Origin of the sequence: Hyphomonas oceanitis SCH89, from assembly GCF_000685295.1 — a bacterium.
In the GTDB taxonomy this organism is placed as follows: domain Bacteria; phylum Pseudomonadota; class Alphaproteobacteria; order Caulobacterales; family Hyphomonadaceae; genus Hyphomonas; species Hyphomonas oceanitis.
In genome coordinates this window covers 44,341-59,303 of the sequence record NZ_ARYL01000006.1, presented here as the reverse complement: position 1 = coordinate 59,303, position 14,963 = coordinate 44,341, and the positions used below count along the sequence as shown (strand labels likewise).

The 14,963-nt window shown below is 62.9% G+C and carries 16 protein-coding genes; 13 read left to right on the top strand and 3 right to left on the bottom strand.

Annotated features, from left to right (window positions below; translation table 11 throughout):
• Nucleotides 1-38 precede the first annotated feature (38 nt).
• The 3 genes from HOC_RS05725 to HOC_RS05715 all read left to right on the top strand — a co-directional run bounded on the left by HOC_RS05725 (nucleotide 39) and on the right by HOC_RS05715 (nucleotide 2,415).
• On the top strand, nucleotides 39-542 hold the full coding sequence (locus tag HOC_RS05725) for a hypothetical protein (RefSeq protein ID WP_035536644.1): 504 nt from the start codon (nucleotides 39-41) through the stop codon (nucleotides 540-542).
• A 25-nt stretch (nucleotides 543-567) separates the two neighbouring features.
• Nucleotides 568-1,452: an SDR family oxidoreductase gene (locus tag HOC_RS05720; RefSeq protein ID WP_035536643.1), complete on the top strand. Its 885-nt coding sequence runs from the start codon at nucleotides 568-570 to the stop codon at nucleotides 1,450-1,452.
• A gap of 81 nt (nucleotides 1,453-1,533) precedes the next feature.
• Nucleotides 1,534-2,415 carry an SDR family NAD(P)-dependent oxidoreductase gene (locus HOC_RS05715; RefSeq protein ID WP_035536642.1) on the top strand — a complete coding sequence of 294 codons (882 nt, stop codon included), beginning with the start codon at nucleotides 1,534-1,536 and terminating at the stop codon, nucleotides 2,413-2,415.
• On the opposite strand, the gene HOC_RS05710 is transcribed toward HOC_RS05715, so the two are convergent.
• Nucleotides 2,406-2,690, bottom strand: a complete 285-nt coding sequence (locus HOC_RS05710; RefSeq protein ID WP_035536641.1) for a hypothetical protein — start codon at nucleotides 2,688-2,690, stop codon at nucleotides 2,406-2,408. The genes HOC_RS05715 and HOC_RS05710 overlap by 10 nt on opposite strands.
• Between HOC_RS05710 and HOC_RS05705 the strand changes: the two genes are divergently transcribed.
• The 3 genes from HOC_RS05705 to HOC_RS05700 are packed head-to-tail and all read left to right on the top strand — an operon-like array spanning nucleotide 2,689 to nucleotide 4,695.
• On the top strand, nucleotides 2,689-3,627 hold the full coding sequence (locus HOC_RS05705; protein WP_051624564.1) for a DMT family transporter: 939 nt from the start codon (nucleotides 2,689-2,691) through the stop codon (nucleotides 3,625-3,627). The genes HOC_RS05710 and HOC_RS05705 overlap by 2 nt on opposite strands.
• 46 nt (nucleotides 3,628-3,673) lie before the next feature.
• Complete coding sequence (locus tag HOC_RS22805; RefSeq protein ID WP_277813039.1) at nucleotides 3,674-3,961, top strand: NAD-dependent epimerase/dehydratase family protein; 288 nt, start codon at nucleotides 3,674-3,676, stop codon at nucleotides 3,959-3,961.
• Nucleotides 3,937-4,695: an NAD-dependent epimerase/dehydratase family protein gene (locus tag HOC_RS05700; RefSeq protein WP_277813038.1), complete on the top strand. Its 759-nt coding sequence runs from the start codon at nucleotides 3,937-3,939 to the stop codon at nucleotides 4,693-4,695. Before HOC_RS22805 ends, HOC_RS05700 begins: the two co-directional genes overlap by 25 nt.
• A 13-nt stretch (nucleotides 4,696-4,708) precedes the next feature.
• Here HOC_RS05700 and HOC_RS05695 read toward each other — a convergent pair whose 3' ends face one another.
• On the bottom strand, nucleotides 4,709-4,933 hold the full coding sequence (locus HOC_RS05695; protein WP_034736589.1) for a DUF1674 domain-containing protein: 225 nt from the start codon (nucleotides 4,931-4,933) through the stop codon (nucleotides 4,709-4,711).
• Nucleotides 4,934-5,031: 98 nt separating this feature from the next.
• Between HOC_RS05695 and htpX the strand changes: the two genes are divergently transcribed.
• The 7 genes from htpX (at nucleotide 5,032) to purH (ending at nucleotide 13,936) form a co-directional block, all read left to right on the top strand.
• On the top strand, nucleotides 5,032-5,925 hold the full coding sequence (htpX, locus tag HOC_RS05690; protein ID WP_035536640.1) for a zinc metalloprotease HtpX: 894 nt from the start codon (nucleotides 5,032-5,034) through the stop codon (nucleotides 5,923-5,925).
• 3 nt (nucleotides 5,926-5,928) lie between these two features.
• A complete protein-coding gene (locus HOC_RS05685; protein WP_035536639.1) occupies nucleotides 5,929-7,197 on the top strand; it encodes an RsmB/NOP family class I SAM-dependent RNA methyltransferase in 1,269 nt (422 codons plus the stop codon).
• Nucleotides 7,198-7,381: 184 nt separating this feature from the next.
• Nucleotides 7,382-7,879 (top strand): outer membrane lipoprotein, encoded by a 498-nt coding sequence (locus tag HOC_RS05680; protein WP_051614698.1) that lies wholly within the window; start codon nucleotides 7,382-7,384, stop codon nucleotides 7,877-7,879.
• Nucleotides 7,880-7,971: 92 nt separating this feature from the next.
• Nucleotides 7,972-8,640, top strand: coding sequence for a ribulose-phosphate 3-epimerase (gene rpe, locus HOC_RS05675; RefSeq protein ID WP_035536638.1), 669 nt, complete (start codon nucleotides 7,972-7,974; stop codon nucleotides 8,638-8,640).
• An 11-nt stretch (nucleotides 8,641-8,651) separates the two neighbouring features.
• Entirely contained in the window at nucleotides 8,652-10,382 is a 1,731-nt protein-coding gene (locus HOC_RS05670) for a heparinase II/III family protein (RefSeq protein WP_035536637.1), read from the top strand.
• Nucleotides 10,379-12,271 carry a polysaccharide biosynthesis protein gene (locus HOC_RS05665; RefSeq protein ID WP_051624563.1) on the top strand — a complete coding sequence of 631 codons (1,893 nt, stop codon included), beginning with the start codon at nucleotides 10,379-10,381 and terminating at the stop codon, nucleotides 12,269-12,271. The genes HOC_RS05670 and HOC_RS05665 overlap by 4 nt, the downstream gene beginning before the upstream one ends.
• 60 nt (nucleotides 12,272-12,331) lie before the next feature.
• Entirely contained in the window at nucleotides 12,332-13,936 is a 1,605-nt protein-coding gene (gene purH / locus HOC_RS05660) for a bifunctional phosphoribosylaminoimidazolecarboxamide formyltransferase/IMP cyclohydrolase (protein WP_035536635.1), read from the top strand.
• Between the two features lie 11 nt (nucleotides 13,937-13,947).
• On the opposite strand, the gene HOC_RS05655 is transcribed toward purH, so the two are convergent.
• On the bottom strand, nucleotides 13,948-14,952 hold the full coding sequence (locus tag HOC_RS05655) for a zinc-dependent alcohol dehydrogenase family protein (RefSeq protein ID WP_035536631.1): 1,005 nt from the start codon (nucleotides 14,950-14,952) through the stop codon (nucleotides 13,948-13,950).
• Between the last annotated feature and the right edge of the window lie 11 nt (nucleotides 14,953-14,963).

Below are 14,963 nucleotides of genomic sequence, written 5' to 3'. Positions count from 1 at the left end.
CATTGGCCTTCGACCCGGAATGACCTAAGTCTCATTCCATGTCCCGCGACGTCGACGAACGCAAGAAACGTGCAGCCCTGCGCAAACTGCGCAAGGCCGCTGCGCTTGCGGAACAGGGTCTCGGTCCGGAACTCTCCGATTGGGAACGCCAGTTCCTGGAAGAGGTCGAGCAACGCATCGAGACCTATGGCTCTGCGTTTGCCGACCCCGAGAAAGGTGCCGAGGGTGACGCTCTTTCGGCCCTTCAGCGCATCAAGCTGAAAGAGATCGACAAGAAGGCGCGCGGCAAGGGCGGCTCAAGCTTCAAGTCGAAATCTCGCCCGGCCTATGAGCCGCGTGTACGCAATGTCGACACCGAAGCGGAAGAGGCGGAGGCCGAGGATCCGGCACCGCCACCGCCTCCTACCCCGTCAAAACCCCGCCTTGTCTCTGCAGCGCCCCCGGCGCCGCCCCACGAACGGTCCGGGAATACCCCGCCAACGCCCCCTGCGCGCCCCAGCTTCCGCGTGATCGAGGGCGGCAAGGCGAACACATCCGACTAGACCTCTCACTCCGTAAAGGCCTCTCATGACCCAGGATACGACCCCGAATTCCCCCCGAACCGTCGTAGTAACGGGCGCCTCGACCGGCATCGGCGCGGCGACCGCCCGCCATCTCGCCCAGCATGGCTGGCGCGTTTTCGCCGGCGTGCGCAAGGAGTCTGACGGTGAGGCGCTGAAGGCCGGATCGACCGGCGACCTACGCCCGCTGATCATTGACGTAACCAAACCGGAGAGCGTGGATGCCGCCGTCAAGACGGTATCGGATTCTCTGGGCGGCACGCGGTTGGGCGGCCTCGTCAACAATGCCGGCATCGCCAAGATCGGCCCGTTGGCGCTACAGCCCATGGACGAATTCGAAGCGCATTTCGAGGTCAATGTCTTCGGCCTGATGCGCACCTCGCAGGCCTTCATCCCCCTGCTGGGGTCTGACCCGGACCGCAAAGGCCGGCCCGGCCGCATCGTCAACATCACCAGCGTTGGCGGCCGCCTCGCTGCGCCTTTCCTCGGCGCCTATGCGGCCACCAAGCACGCCGTCGAAGCGCTCACCGACAGCCTGCGCCGCGAGCTGATGATCTATGGCATCGACGCCATCGCGATCGGCCCCGGCTCGGTCAAGACGCCGATCTGGGACAAGGCGGAGGAAGCCAATACGGACCAGCCCTATGCCAACAGCGACTGGGCCGGGCCTCTGAAAAAGTTCGAGGAGGTCATGCTCGGCGGTGGGCGCACCGGCCTCGAGCCTGTCGAGATCGGCCAGATCGTGCAGACGGCGCTGGAAGATTCCAGCCCGAAGGCCCGCTACGCCCCGGTCCCGAACAAGCTGACCAACTGGACCATCCCTACCCGCCTGCCCAAGCGCATGCTGGACGGGATCTTCGCCAAGCGCTTCGGCATCAGCAAACCGGACTGAGCCCGCAAAACTTTTTCCATGCACCTTGACGTCCCGTGCGGAAGCCGCGCCCATGCTGCGCAAAACGGGAGGATAAAAGCCATGACGGATCTCAAGGGCAAGGTTGCCATCATCACAGGCGCGGCCAGCGGTATCGGGCTTGCGGGCGTTGAAACGTTCGTTGCGGCCGGGGCGCAGGTGATCGCCGGGGACGTTCAGGACGAGAAGGGAAAGGCACTGGAAACGCGCTTCGGGCCTGACAAGGTTCGCTTCACGCATTGCGACGTGACCGACATGGGCCAGCTTGAAGCGCTGATGCAATCAGCCGTGGATGCGTTTGGCGGCCTCGACATTCTCTGGAACAATGCGGGCCATGGCGGCACGCCAACCAGCGTCGAGGAACTTGATCTCGACGGCTTTGACGCAACCATGAATCTGCTCCTGAAGCAGGTCTTCGCGGGCACAAAGTTTGCCATTCCGCATATGAAGGCGCGCGGCAAGGGATCGGTCATCAACACGTCGTCGATCAGCGCCGTCTGCGCGGGCTATGCGCCAATCACCTATTCGGTCGCCAAGAAGGGTGTCGCGCATTTCTCCAAGCTGGCAGCGGCCGAACTCGCGAAATACCAGATTCGCGTCAATGCCATCCTCCCGGGCTTCATCGCGACATCCATCTTCGGCGCGTCGCTGGGGCTCTCGCGTGAAGTGGCCGATCAGATGGCCGAAATGGTCTCGCAGGCGGGTGGCAGCATGCAGCCCATCGGGCGCGTCGGGCGCGGCAGCGACATTGCCGAAATGGCTGCTTTCCTCGCCTCGGATGCTGCCAGCTTCATTACCGGCGGCGAATTCCTCGTCGATGGCGGCATGACGGTCGGACCTCCACATAGCTGGAACGAGCAGGTCGCTAGTCCGCTGCTGGATGCGATGGGCATTTCGCCCGAACAGGCCGAGCAGATGCGGCTTGCGATGGCCGCTCAGTCCTGAACCGTATCGGCCAGCCCCGGGATGGCCTCGACGGCCTGCAACAGGTCTTCGAGCGTTGCGGAGCGGAACATCCGGCGGCCCTTCTCGTCGGCAAGAACATAGCCCTTGGCGCTCTTGGTCAGCGGGAAACGGCGCCAGTGCGCGCGGGTGCGAAATATCCAGACCTGTTCGGGCGCCTCGCCTGCTGTTGCCCAGCCGGTCCACATGTGTTCGATCGGCAATTGGCGCCACAGGCGATCAATCTCGTCGATCTCGGAAGCGGTAAAAGGGTTCATGGCAAATAGCCCACATGTGTCTGACGCGGCTGAAGATAACCGTCCGCAAGGCGCGCGCAATCTGGAAGGTGCGCTCTGGATGGCCGCGTCAGGCGCCGTATTCACAGCCTTCCTGACGCTGTCGAAGATACAGTCCGCTGATTATGACCCCGGTTTTCTGGCCTTCTGGCGTACCGCAGTAGCGCTCCTCATTACTCTGCCTGTCATCTTCCGATACGGGCTAGGCATCATGCGCGTGCAGCAACCGGGCATGGTTTTCCTGCGCAGCGTGTTTGGCACGATGGGCTTCATTCTCAGTTTTTATGCCGTGTCCGATGCCGTAGGTTTACCGCTGTCGGAATTCAATGCGATCAGTTTCTCGCGGGCCATGTTCATCACGGTCATCGCTGCTCTGTTCTTGCGTGAAACGGTCGGCTGGCACCGATGGGGCGCCACGCTTGCCGGCTTTGTCGGCGTACTTGTCATGACGCATCCACAAACGGGGGTCAGCCTCGGCACGGGCCTGGCCCTTGGCGCCGCCTTCTGCATGGCGGGCGCCATCGCCTTGGTGAAGTCGCTGTCACGCCTGCATAGGCCCATGACACTGCTGATCTGGGCCAACCTCCTGTCGTCCATACTCCTTCTGCCGCTCGCGATCTGGAAATGGCCCGCAGTGGCACCGTCGCTGCTCGACTGGAGCATGATCGGCCTGATGGGCCTCTGCGGCGCACTTGGCCAGTATCTCTATATTCGCGGCATGAGCATTGGCGACGCATCCTTCCTGTCACCCATCGACTATCTCCGCCTGCCCATGGCGGCCATGGTCGACTGGCTGCTCTTCCATCTCCTGCCGGGGCCATGGACGTGGGTCGGCACCGCGATCATCATTTCCGCCACGTTTTACATTACCTACAGGGAACACAGGCTATCAGGCCGCGCGGCAACGCCGCCCTTGTGAATTTTGGTGATCGCGTTCATCGTTCACGCACATCAGGGAGGTTCGCATGGCCAAGGTTCTCGTCACGGGCGCAACAGGCTTCATCGCCGGACACGTCATTCTCCAGCTGCTTGAAGCGGGCCACGAGGTGCGGGGCACCGCCCGGTCTGCCTCCAGCGCGCCGAAACTCAACGCGGCGCTCAGCAAATATGCCGGCAAGCCGGTCAATATCGAGCTCTACGCAGCCAATCTCGAGAAAGACGCCGGCTGGGCCGACGCCGTCGCAGGCATGGACTATGCCAGCATGTTGCGTCGCCCTTCCCTGCTGGCGTGCCGAAAGATCCTGAAGACCTGATCCGCCCTGCGAAGGAAGGCGCCTTACGCGTTTTGAAGGCTGCCAAGGCGGCTGGCGTGAAACGTGTTGTGATGACCTCATCCATGGCCGCCATTGCCTATGGCTGGGGCGACGCGCGCCCAGCCATCCTCACGGAAGAACACTGGTCAAACCCGAACAATCTCAAGGACAACACGGCCTATACGCGATCAAAGACAATCGCTGAGCGCGCTGCATGGGATTATGTAAACGGCGAAGGCAAGGGGCTGGAACTGGCCGTAATCAACCCCGCCGCCGTGCTGGGCCCGGTCATGAGCGGCGATCTCTCCGCCTCGCTGGAATTGCTGACCATGCCCATGTCGGGAAAGATACCCGCCGTGCCGCGCATCGGTTTCGGCATCGTTGACGTACGCGATGTTGCCAGCGCGCAGGTCAGCGCCATGACGCTGCCGGCCGCCGCCGGGGAGCGCTTCCTGCTCTCCCAGCCCTTCATGTGGTTCTCCGAAGTCGCCGACGTGCTGCGCGAGGCTTTTCCGGATTACAAAAAGAAAATACCGAACGGCACGATGCCGGATTTTGTGCTGAAACTGGTCTCGATCTTTAATCCGACGCTCAAGCAGATCCTGCCGGAGCTTGGCCGCCAGCGCCAGATTTCAAATGAAAAGGCCCGCACCGTTCTGGGGTGGAAGCCGCACACCGCCAAGGAAGCCATTATTGCCGGCGGCCAGAGCCTGATCGATAACGGCATCGTCTGACGTCGCACAAGCCTCAGAAATCGTAGGCGATTCCCTTGCGCTCCCAGTCACCATAGCGGGTCGGCTCGATTGTCCGGGGACCGCCATTTTCATCCTCAGGGAGGGCTGCCGCATCGGCCGCTTGAGCCGCGCGTCTTGCATCGGCTTCTTCCAGCGCCCGGCGCGCCTCGGGCGACAGGGTCTTGCGACGCTCTGCCTCGTTGGAACTGTGGTCGGTGTTTGGTGTTTCTTCACCCATGTGCCAGCAGACTCCTCAATTCGTTAACGGTCACCATATACCTAGCGGTACCGCCCGCATAAACAACGCGCTGCCGTCATAGTGGAGTCTATACCCCCATGGGGACTGCGAAAACATTCATCCTGCTAGCCATGCTGACCGCCCTGTTCATGGGCATCGGTTATCTCGTGGCCGGCACGACCGGCATGGCGATCGCCTTCGTGGTCGCGGCGGCAATGAACCTGTTTTCCTACTGGAACGCCGACAAGATCGTGCTGCGCATGCAGGGCGCCAAGGAACTGACGCCGGACAATAAAAGCCCGATGCTGCGCACCTTTGCCAAGGACGTGGCCTCGCTCGCCGAGCGCGCCGGCCTGCCAGCGCCGCGCATCTACATTATCGAAACACCACAGCCCAATGCCTTCGCAACCGGGCGCAGCCCATCCCATGCCGCTGTCGCTGCCACCACAGGCCTGCTGGGCATGCTGACCCGCGAGGAAGTTGCCGGTGTCATGGCCCACGAACTCGCCCATGTGCGCAACCGCGACACGCTGACCATGACCGTGACCGCGACCATTGCAGGCGCCATCGGCATGCTGGCCAATTTCGCGCTATTCTTTGGCCGTGAGCGTACCGGCCTGATTGGCTCACTCGCGATCATGATCATCGCGCCGCTGGCAGCTGGTCTTGTCCAGATGGCGATCAGCCGGTCGCGCGAGTATGAAGCCGATGCCAAGGGCGCCGAGATTTGTGGCAACCCGCTCTGGCTCGCCTCGGCGCTTGAAAAGATCGAGCGCGGCGCACGCGCCTCGGTCAATGTTCAGGCCGAGCGCAACCCGGCCATGGCCCATATGTACATCTCCAATCCGCTGAGCGGGCGCGGCACGGACAATCTGTTCTCAACGCACCCGTCCACCGCCAGCCGCGTGGCCGCCCTTCGCCGCATGGCGGGTGACCAGATCAATGCAGACGTCAGCCCTGAAATGCGCCGCGCTGCCGGACCTTGGGGCTGAACCATGTCCGGAGCCGATATTCGCCGCGCAGCAGCCGACCTGCTGACCCTCACCCTCGACAGCCGCCGCACGCTCGACGATGCGATGCTGACGAGCCAGATCTTCAACACGCTTGAAGGATCAGACCGCGGCTTTGCACGCGCCATTGCGAGTTCGGCCCTGCGCCATCTCGGATGGATCGACACCGCATTGGCGCCGCTCCTCTCCCGCCCCCTGCCTGCTGTAACTGCACCGATACGCGCCCTGCTGCGCACAGGCGTGACGCAGCTTTGGCTGATGGATACACCGCCACATGCGGCCGTCGGCGAAACGGTTGAAGCGGCCAAGGGCTGGCCCGAAGCCCGCTCCGGCGGCGCTTTCCTGAATGCGGTCCTGCGCCGCGCAGACCGTGAGCGGCCTGATTTTACGCGCATGTCGCCGCTCGGCATCTGGCCGGACTGGCTGAAGGACATTCTTGTTTCCGCCTACGGAACGGAAGAGGCTGAAGCCCTGGCCAGAGCCCAACTCACCGAGCCGACCCTCTACCTCACCCCAAAATCCGATGCAGAGACTGTCGCCGCAGAAACCGGCGGCACGGCCGTGCCCGGTGGCGGCGTCGCCGTACCGACCGGCTCTGTGGAAGACATGGACGGTTTCGCGTCGGGCGACTGGTGGGTGCAGGACCTCGCCGCCATGATCCCGTCGCACCTGCTGGCGCCTGAGCCGGGCGATACGATTGTCGATCTGTGCGCCGCGCCGGGTGGCAAGACGCTCCAGCTGGCCGCCGCTGGCGCCAGTGTTACAGCTGTTGACCGTTCTGCACCCCGCCTTCGCCTCCTGAAGGAAAACCTGCAGCGAACGGGCCTGAAAGCGACAATCGTTACGGCCAATGCCGACGAATGGCGTCCGGATGAGCCCGTGATGAAGATTCTGCTGGACGCGCCCTGTTCTGCGCTCGGCACATTGCGTCGCCACCCGGAAGGCGCCTGGATCAAGCGTGAAGCTGAAGTCGCCCGCTTTCCGGCGGCGCAGGCGCGCCTGCTGGACGCGGCGATCGACATGCTCGCGCCGGGCGGCACACTGATCTATTGCGTATGCACCCCTCTTCCGGCTGAAGGCGTCGATATCGTGGAAGCGGCCCTCGCCACAGGCCGGGTCCAACGCCTGCCCGTGACGCCAAATGATGTGCCCGGCTTTTCCCACGCGATCACGTCTTCGGGAGATGTCCTGACACGTCCCGGCGGAGAATCCGACCACGACACATTCTACATTGCACGGCTGAAAAAGGCCTGATCGCCCGGCCGGGCTGGGTTTGCCATGGTTAAATGCCGTCAATCATGATGAAAAGTTCAGGATTCGGCGCCCAGTCCTGCCATTGAATTGCCCTGAATAGTCACAAGATTATCTGTACAGGTTCATCTGCTATTCAGCTGAAATCCCGCAAAGACACCTCATTCAATGTGCAAGGAGCACTGATATGTTTGCAATTACCTCTTCCCGCGCTGTTCCTGGCAAGGTCATGGCTGGCGCGCTTGCCGCGCTTACGCTTGCTCTTGCGGGCTGCGCAAACAATCCAGGTGTCGGCACCACGAGCACACAATCCGTGGGCCAGGCCTCGACGGTTTACCAGGGCACGGTGACGTCCGTTCGTTCGGTCACGATCAAACCGGACCGTTCGCTCATCGGCACGGCCACAGGCGCCGTTCTTGGCGGTCTCGCCGGTTCTGAACTCGGCGGCGGCGACAAGGCCCAGACGGCAGGCGCCATTGGTGGTGCAGTGCTCGGCGGTGTGGCCGGTAACGCAGCCGGCAAGGGCCTCGGCACCAAGCAAGGCTATGCCTACGTGGTTCGCTTCAATAATGGCGAAGTGAAAGAAATCATCCAGGGCGCAGATCTTTACATCGCACCCGGCACACCGGTCGACATCATTGCCGGCGCTGATGGCTGGAAACTGGTGCCGCGCGGCGGCTACTAGGCCTGTGCCTCTCAGGAGGCAGTGCTGAAAATTTAACCACCCGGACAGCCGGCTGCCTTGTGCGGCCGGCTGTTCCCTTTTAGGGAGTTAACATGAGTAAAGTTATGATTTCCCCTTCGATTCTCTCGGCTGACTTTGCCTGCCTGGGAGAGGAAATTCGCGCAATCGACGCTGCCGGCGCGGACATGATCCACATTGATGTGATGGATGGCCACTTCGTGCCGAACCTTACATTCGGCCCACCCGTCATCGAAATGCTGCGTCCCCACACGAAAAAGCCGTTCGACGTCCACCTGATGATCGCGCCCGTTGACCCGTTCATTTCTGCCTTTGCCAAGGCCGGTGCAGACATCCTGACGGTCCATCCGGAAGCAGGCCCGCATGTCCACCGGACGTTGCAGGCGATTCGGGCCGCCGGCATGCGCCCAGGCGTGGCGCTCAATCCGGGCACGCCAGCGGCAATCGTTGAGCCCCTGCTCGACAATGTCGACCTTATCCTCGTCATGTCGGTTAATCCGGGCTTTGGCGGCCAGAGCTTCATCGAGAGCCAGTTGCGCAAAGTGGAGCAGCTGCGACACATGATCGACCAGACGGGCCGTGACATCATTCTGGAGATTGATGGCGGCCTGAACACCGAAACAGCGCCGCGCGCCATCGCGGCAGGTGTGACTGCGATTGTTGCCGGTTCTGCCGTTTTCAAGGGCGGACCTTCAGCCTATGGTGACAATATTCGGGCGCTCAGACCAAGCGTTCATGTATAGTAGGTTGCAGGATGGGCCGTGCCGTGGGTGGTGGAGACAGCGAATTCCGGGCCGACCGAACGCGCTCCAGCGCTGATGATGCTGCGCTTTGGCGCCGGTTCAGAGGGATCGCAGGCGAAGATGCCCGGATAGGGGCTCTTCAGCGCCTGAAGCTCACAGGCCCTGTCCCGAAAACATTTACCCATGCCCTGCCAGACCTGATTCCCGCCGATACCTGGCGCGGCGAGGCGCTGATGCGCGATATCTGGCGGATCGGCATGGAGCGGCTGATCCTCGAACGGGCACAACCGCCATGGTCGGTGCCCCTCCCTTCGCGCCATTTCGCTGACAGGCTGCATCGCTTTGACTGGCTGTCCGACCTTGTCTCGCAGGGCACCGCCGGACAGGAGCGCGCCGCCGGGTTCGTCGATTCATGGATCGAGTCGTTCGGCACATTCAATGGATTTGCCTGGCGCGCAGAGCCGACAGCCCATCGCCTGTGGAACTGGATGCGCTGTTCTGAGGTCCTTTTCGCCGAGGGATGCCCGCCGGAGCGCATGGAATGCCTCACGCGCCAGTTGCGCTATCTTTCCGAAACGCTCGACCAGACGACCAACCCGCGCACACGCTGGATGGGCTCATGCCTGATGGTTGCCCGCGCTGTCTGCCTTGATGGCGCGCACCGGTTGGACGAGGCGCTGGCCCGCCTTGACGGCGAGTGCACCGCTCAGATCCTGCCAGATGGCGGCCATGTCAGCCGCAGCCCGGCGCGCCTGCTCAACTCGCTGCTCAACCTGTTGGCCTTGCAGGAAGTCCTGCAGAACGCCGGGCATATTGTGCCTGACTATTTCGACAAGTGGATCGCCCGCATGGGGGCCATGCTGGCCTTCTTCCAGACCGAAGACGGCGCCCTGAACCCGTTCAATGACGGCGATGAAGCAAGGCCGGAAGTCGTGGCAGCCGCGCTGGACCGCCTTGGCACGCCGCCACGTCGCTTCACATTCGCGCCGAAGTCCGGCTTCCAGAAACTCCAGAAGGGATCGCTACGCCTTGTGCTCGATTGCGGCGAGGCACCGCCTCCACCCTTCGGCGACTATGCCCATGCCGGCGCCCTTGGCTTTGAACTTTCCGATGGCCCTGCCCGCCTTGTCACATCCTGCGGCTACAGCGCCGAGGTCAATGTCGACTGGCAGGCCGCCGTGCGCCGCACAGGCGCGCATTCGACGCTCGTGCTGGCGGGACGTGATTCCTCAAGCTTTGTCACCAATGAAGAGACGCGCCTCCTTGCCGCGATGGGGCCGGAGGGCATTTCGGCCAAGCGGCTCGAAGAGTCCGACGAAATCTGGCTTGATGCCCAGCATGGCGGCTATAAGGCGGCCTGCGGCCTGCTGCACAGGCGACGCCTGTTCATGTCTGGCGATGGCAGCCGGCTGACGGGAGAAGACTCGCTCGTGAGGCCGATCTCGCAACCCAAGTCTGACGACACCAAATACATCAATTTCGAAATTCGCTTCCATCTCCACCCCACGGTGACAGCCATGATGGGGCGTGATGCCATTCGGCTCATCTGCGACAATGGCTCGGTCTGGCGATTCAAGACGAGCCATGAGGGCACGCGGCTTGAGCGCACGGTCTATCTAGCCCGCGGCAATGTCGAACAGCCTGAGCAGATCGTCATGGCAGGCTATGCCGACCCCAATAGCGATGGTAGCGAACCGCCCAACTGCATCCGCTGGGCATTCCTGCAGGAGAAGGTCGCATGACCCCGCAACGTGCCGCCCGGCGGGCAATGTTCCTGACACTTGGTTTCGACAGCAGCATGGCGGCCCTGTCGATGGTCGCAGCCTCTGTCCTCGTCTGGTCCTCCGACGCCGTAGACGGGGCCTATTCCCTGGAATCCGCCATTCTGAGCACGAGCGTGTTCGTGCTTGCCATGCTGATCGGATTCCTGGTCCGCGGCGTGCAGAAACAGGTCTGGCGGCATATGGGCTGGCCCGACGCGGTAATGATCGTCCAGGCGATCGGCCTGTCGACGCTATTTTACCTGCCGATCATGCTCGTGCTGAACGGACGGCTCGTCGCGCCCTGGGCAACCTTGCTGGTCGCAACGCTGCTCTGGACCCTCCTGCTGTTTGCCGGGCGCATGATCGCCCTGTCGCGCTCAACCCATACTCCCTTGCAGATTTTCAGCCCCGTTTCCAAGACTGGCCAGCCCGTCCTGCTCGTTGGTGACGCCGACAGCTGCGTGCCGGTGCTGCGACGCCTGCAGGGACAAGGGCCGGCGCGAAAGGTGCGTGTCCTTGGCGTTGTCGAGATGGAAGGCGCGGACCCGGGCCGGGCCATTCGCGGTGTGCCAATCATGGGATGCCTTGAGGACCTCGGTAACGTCATCGACATCCTCCGCGTGCGTTATGGCCAGACGCCCTGGCTCGCTGTGACCGGCGTGGCCCGTGAGCGCAAGGGCATGCTCAAAGTGCTCGAGATTGCCGCAAGTCATGGTGCTGAAGTGATGGCCTTCAGCGGTGACGAGGCGGCGCAGATCCTTGAGCCGGTGCACCCGGCCGACCTGCTTGCGCGCGCGGAGCGCCGTCTGGATATCGAGCCAGGGCGTAATATCATTACCGGTGCCAGCGTACTGGTCACAGGCGGCGGCGGCACGATCGGGTCCGAGCTGACCCGTCAGGTAGCGGCGCTCAAGCCCGCCACCTTGACCATTATCGACGCATCGGAATTCAATCTCTACAGCATCGACATGGCGCTTCGCAGCCATGCCCCAAACGTCCCGGCGATGTCGCGCCTTGGCGATGTGCGGGACATCAGCCGCCTGACGGATGTCTTCCAGCGGGCGCAGCCTGACCTTGTGATCCATGCAGCCGCGCTGAAACACGTGCCCCTCATGGAGCACAATCTCTGCGAAGCGATCCTGACGAATGTCGGCGGCGCCGTGAATGCGGCCCGCGCCGCTGTTGCCGTTGGCGCCCGCCGGTTCGTCTTCATCTCGACCGACAAGGCCGTGGACCCGGACAATGTCATGGGCGCTACCAAACGCCTTGCCGAGATTGCCGTCAGCCGTATTGCCGCCGATTCCAGGATGACGGCCTCCATGGTACGCTTTGGCAATGTGCTCGGCTCGTCAGGTTCGGTCGTGCCCCTTTTCGAGCGACAGATCGCCGCTGGCGGCCCCGTCACGCTGACCGATCCGGGCGTCACCCGCTATTTCATGACCGTCGAGGAAGCCTCCTCGCTCGTCCTGCAAGCCGCCGCCCTGCAGGCCCATGAAGGTGACGCCGACCTCTTCGTGCTCGACATGGGGGAGCCCATCGCGATCCTTCAACTGGCCGAAACCATGATCCGCCTCAAGGGCCTCGTGCCGGGCGTCGACATCGAGATCGTCACGACAGGCCTGCGCGACGGCGAGAAGATGCACGAGGCGCTGACATACTCCCACGAGGAAATCAGGCCGACTGAGGTCGATGGCGTCAATCGCGTCGCCTCACCTAATGGCCATGGGGAACTGTTTGAAAAACAGCTCGCTGCGCTGCTCGAGGCCGCTGCCCGGCGCGAACGCTCAGAAGCCCTTCGCCTGTTGGGTGTGCTGGTGCCTGAATACGGCGCCAACCGGGCTGAACGGAACCGGCGCCAGAGCGCTTGACGCCCCGGTCGTTCGTGCTACCCCGCGCGGTAATTCAGCCACCCGCCAGAGGATGACCCCATGACCGACGCCGCCCATAGCGGATCTCCCGTGCGTATTCGCCGTGCCCTGCTCTCCGTCTCCGACAAGACAGGCCTTGTGGATCAGGCGCGCAAGCTGGTCGCAATGGGTGTTGAACTGGTCTCCACCGGCGGCACATCGAAACTGCTCAAGGATGCCGGCCTTCCGGTAAAAGACGTCGCCGACCTGACCGGCTTTCCGGAAATGATGGACGGCCGCGTCAAGACGCTCCACCCCGCTGTCCATGGCGGCCTGCTCTACCTGCGTGACAATCCTTCCCATGTGAAGGATGCCGAAACCCACGGCATCGGCGCGATCGACCTCATTTACGTGAACCTCTACCCGTTCGAAGCGACCGTCGCTTCCGGTGCGGACTTCGAAACCTGTATCGAGAACATCGACATCGGTGGCCCCGCCATGCTGCGCGCCGCCGCCAAGAACGGCGCCTTTGTGGCCGTCTGCACCGATGGCGGCGACGTCGACGCCGTGATCGCCGACATGGAAGCCAATGACGGCAGCGTGCCCGTCTCGCTCTGCCGCAAGCTCGCCGCCAAGACCTATGCCCGCACTGCCGCCTATGACGCCGCGATCTCCGGCTGGTATGCCCGTCAGCTGGGCGACACCGCGCCGGACTGGGCCGCCATTGGCGGCAAGCTGCAGCAATCCCTGCGCTATGGTGAAAACCCCCACCAGAAAGCCGCCTTCTATGTCAGCGGAGAGGCTCGCCCCGGCGTCGCCACCGCAAAACAGTTGCAGGGCAAGGAACTTTCCTACAACAATATCAACGACACGGACGCCGCCTATGAACTGGTTGGCGAACTTGGCGCCGAGATACCTGCCGTTGCCATCATCAAGCACGCCAATCCGTGCGGCGTTGCGCAGGCTGGTACAATTATCGAAGCCTATCGCGCGGCGCTGGCTTGCGATTCCACATCCGCCTTCGGCGGCATCGTCGCTCTCAACCGCCCGCTTGATGGCCCGACCGCCGAAGAGATTTCGCAGGTCTTCACCGAAGTTGTCATCGCGCCCGGCGCAGACGCTGACGCCGAAGCGATCTTCGCCAAGAAGAAAAACCTCCGCCTCCTGATCACGGAAGGCCTGCCTGATCCGGCTGCGCCGGGGCATTTCGTCAAAACCGTCGCCGGCGGTTTCCTGATGCAGGACCGTGACTTCGGCCGTATCACCCGCGCTGACCTCAAGGTCGTGACAAAGATCGCCCCGACAGAGCAACAGCTGGACGACCTCCTCTTCGCCTGGCGCGTCGCCAAGCACGTGAAGTCGAATACGATTGTTTATGCGAAGGATGGCGCGACTGTCGGCGTTGGTGCTGGCCAGATGAGCCGGATCGACTCGGCCCGCATCGCTGCACGCAAGGCCGAGGATGCCGCCGAAGTCGCTGGCTGGTCCGAGCCGAAGACGAAGGGCTGCGTTGCCGCGTCCGATGCCTTCTTCCCGTTCCCGGATGGACTCTTGCAGGCCGCGTCAGCTGGCGCGCTGGCCGTGATCCAGCCCGGCGGCTCGATCCGCGACGACGAGGTTATCGCCGCCGCGGATGAAGCTGGTCTTGCCATGGTCTTTACGGGCATGCGCCATTTCCGGCACTAGTCCCCGATCGATCAGATCGAGACGATGATCTTGCCGAAATGCTTCTGCGACGCCTGATGGCCGAACGCATCGGCAATCTTGTCGAGTGGGAAGGTCTGGTCGAGCACGGGCTTGATGCCATTGGCTTCAATGGCCGCGATCATGTCTTCCTGCATGCTGGCCGAGCCGACCGTGATGCCTGACAGCGTTATGTTCATCGAGAACAGCGCCGCCGTCGGCACTTCGCCGGAGACGCCCGTCAGCACGCCGATCAGCGAGATATGCCCGCCCATCTTGCTGGCCGCAATGGACTGCGCGAGCGTGCCCGGGCCGCCAATCTCGACCACTTCATCCACGCCGCGACCGCCTGTCAGTTCCTTGGCTTTCTTGCCCCATTCAGGGGTGTCCTTGTAATTGATCAGGTGATCGGCGCCGAGTTCCTTCAGGCGCTTCAGCTTCTCGTCGGATGATGACGTTGCTATCACGCGCGCGCCCGCTGCCTTGGCAAACTGAAGCGCAAAGATCGAGACGCCGCCCGTGCCTTGCGTCAGCACCCAGTCGCCCGGTTTGATCTTGGCTTCCACCATCAGCGCCCGCCAGGCTGTCAGCGCTGCGCAGGGAAGCGTCGCGGCCTCTTCGAAGGAATAGCCTTCCGGCATGCGCGTGAAGGCCGTTTCCGGCGCAGCGACCATTTCGGCGCCAAAGCCGTCCGCGCCATCGCCCGGCACGCTGGCAAAGCCCGCCATCTGAGGCGGCCCAGCGGCCCAGTTCGGGAAGAACAGGCTCAGCACCTTATCACCCACTTTGAATTTCTTGACGCCCTCGCCTACAGCGACGACTTCGCATGCACCATCCGACATGGGGATGCGCCCGTCCGGCGTCGGGATGCCACCCATCACGACGACAAAGTCGTGATAGTTCAGGCTGCTTGCCTTCACGCGAACGAGGATTTCGCCCCGGCCCGGCGTCGGATCTGCGCGTTCCTCAATGACTAGATTTCCGGGACCACCGGGCTTTTTGACGGCTGCAACTTTCATTATGTTTCCTC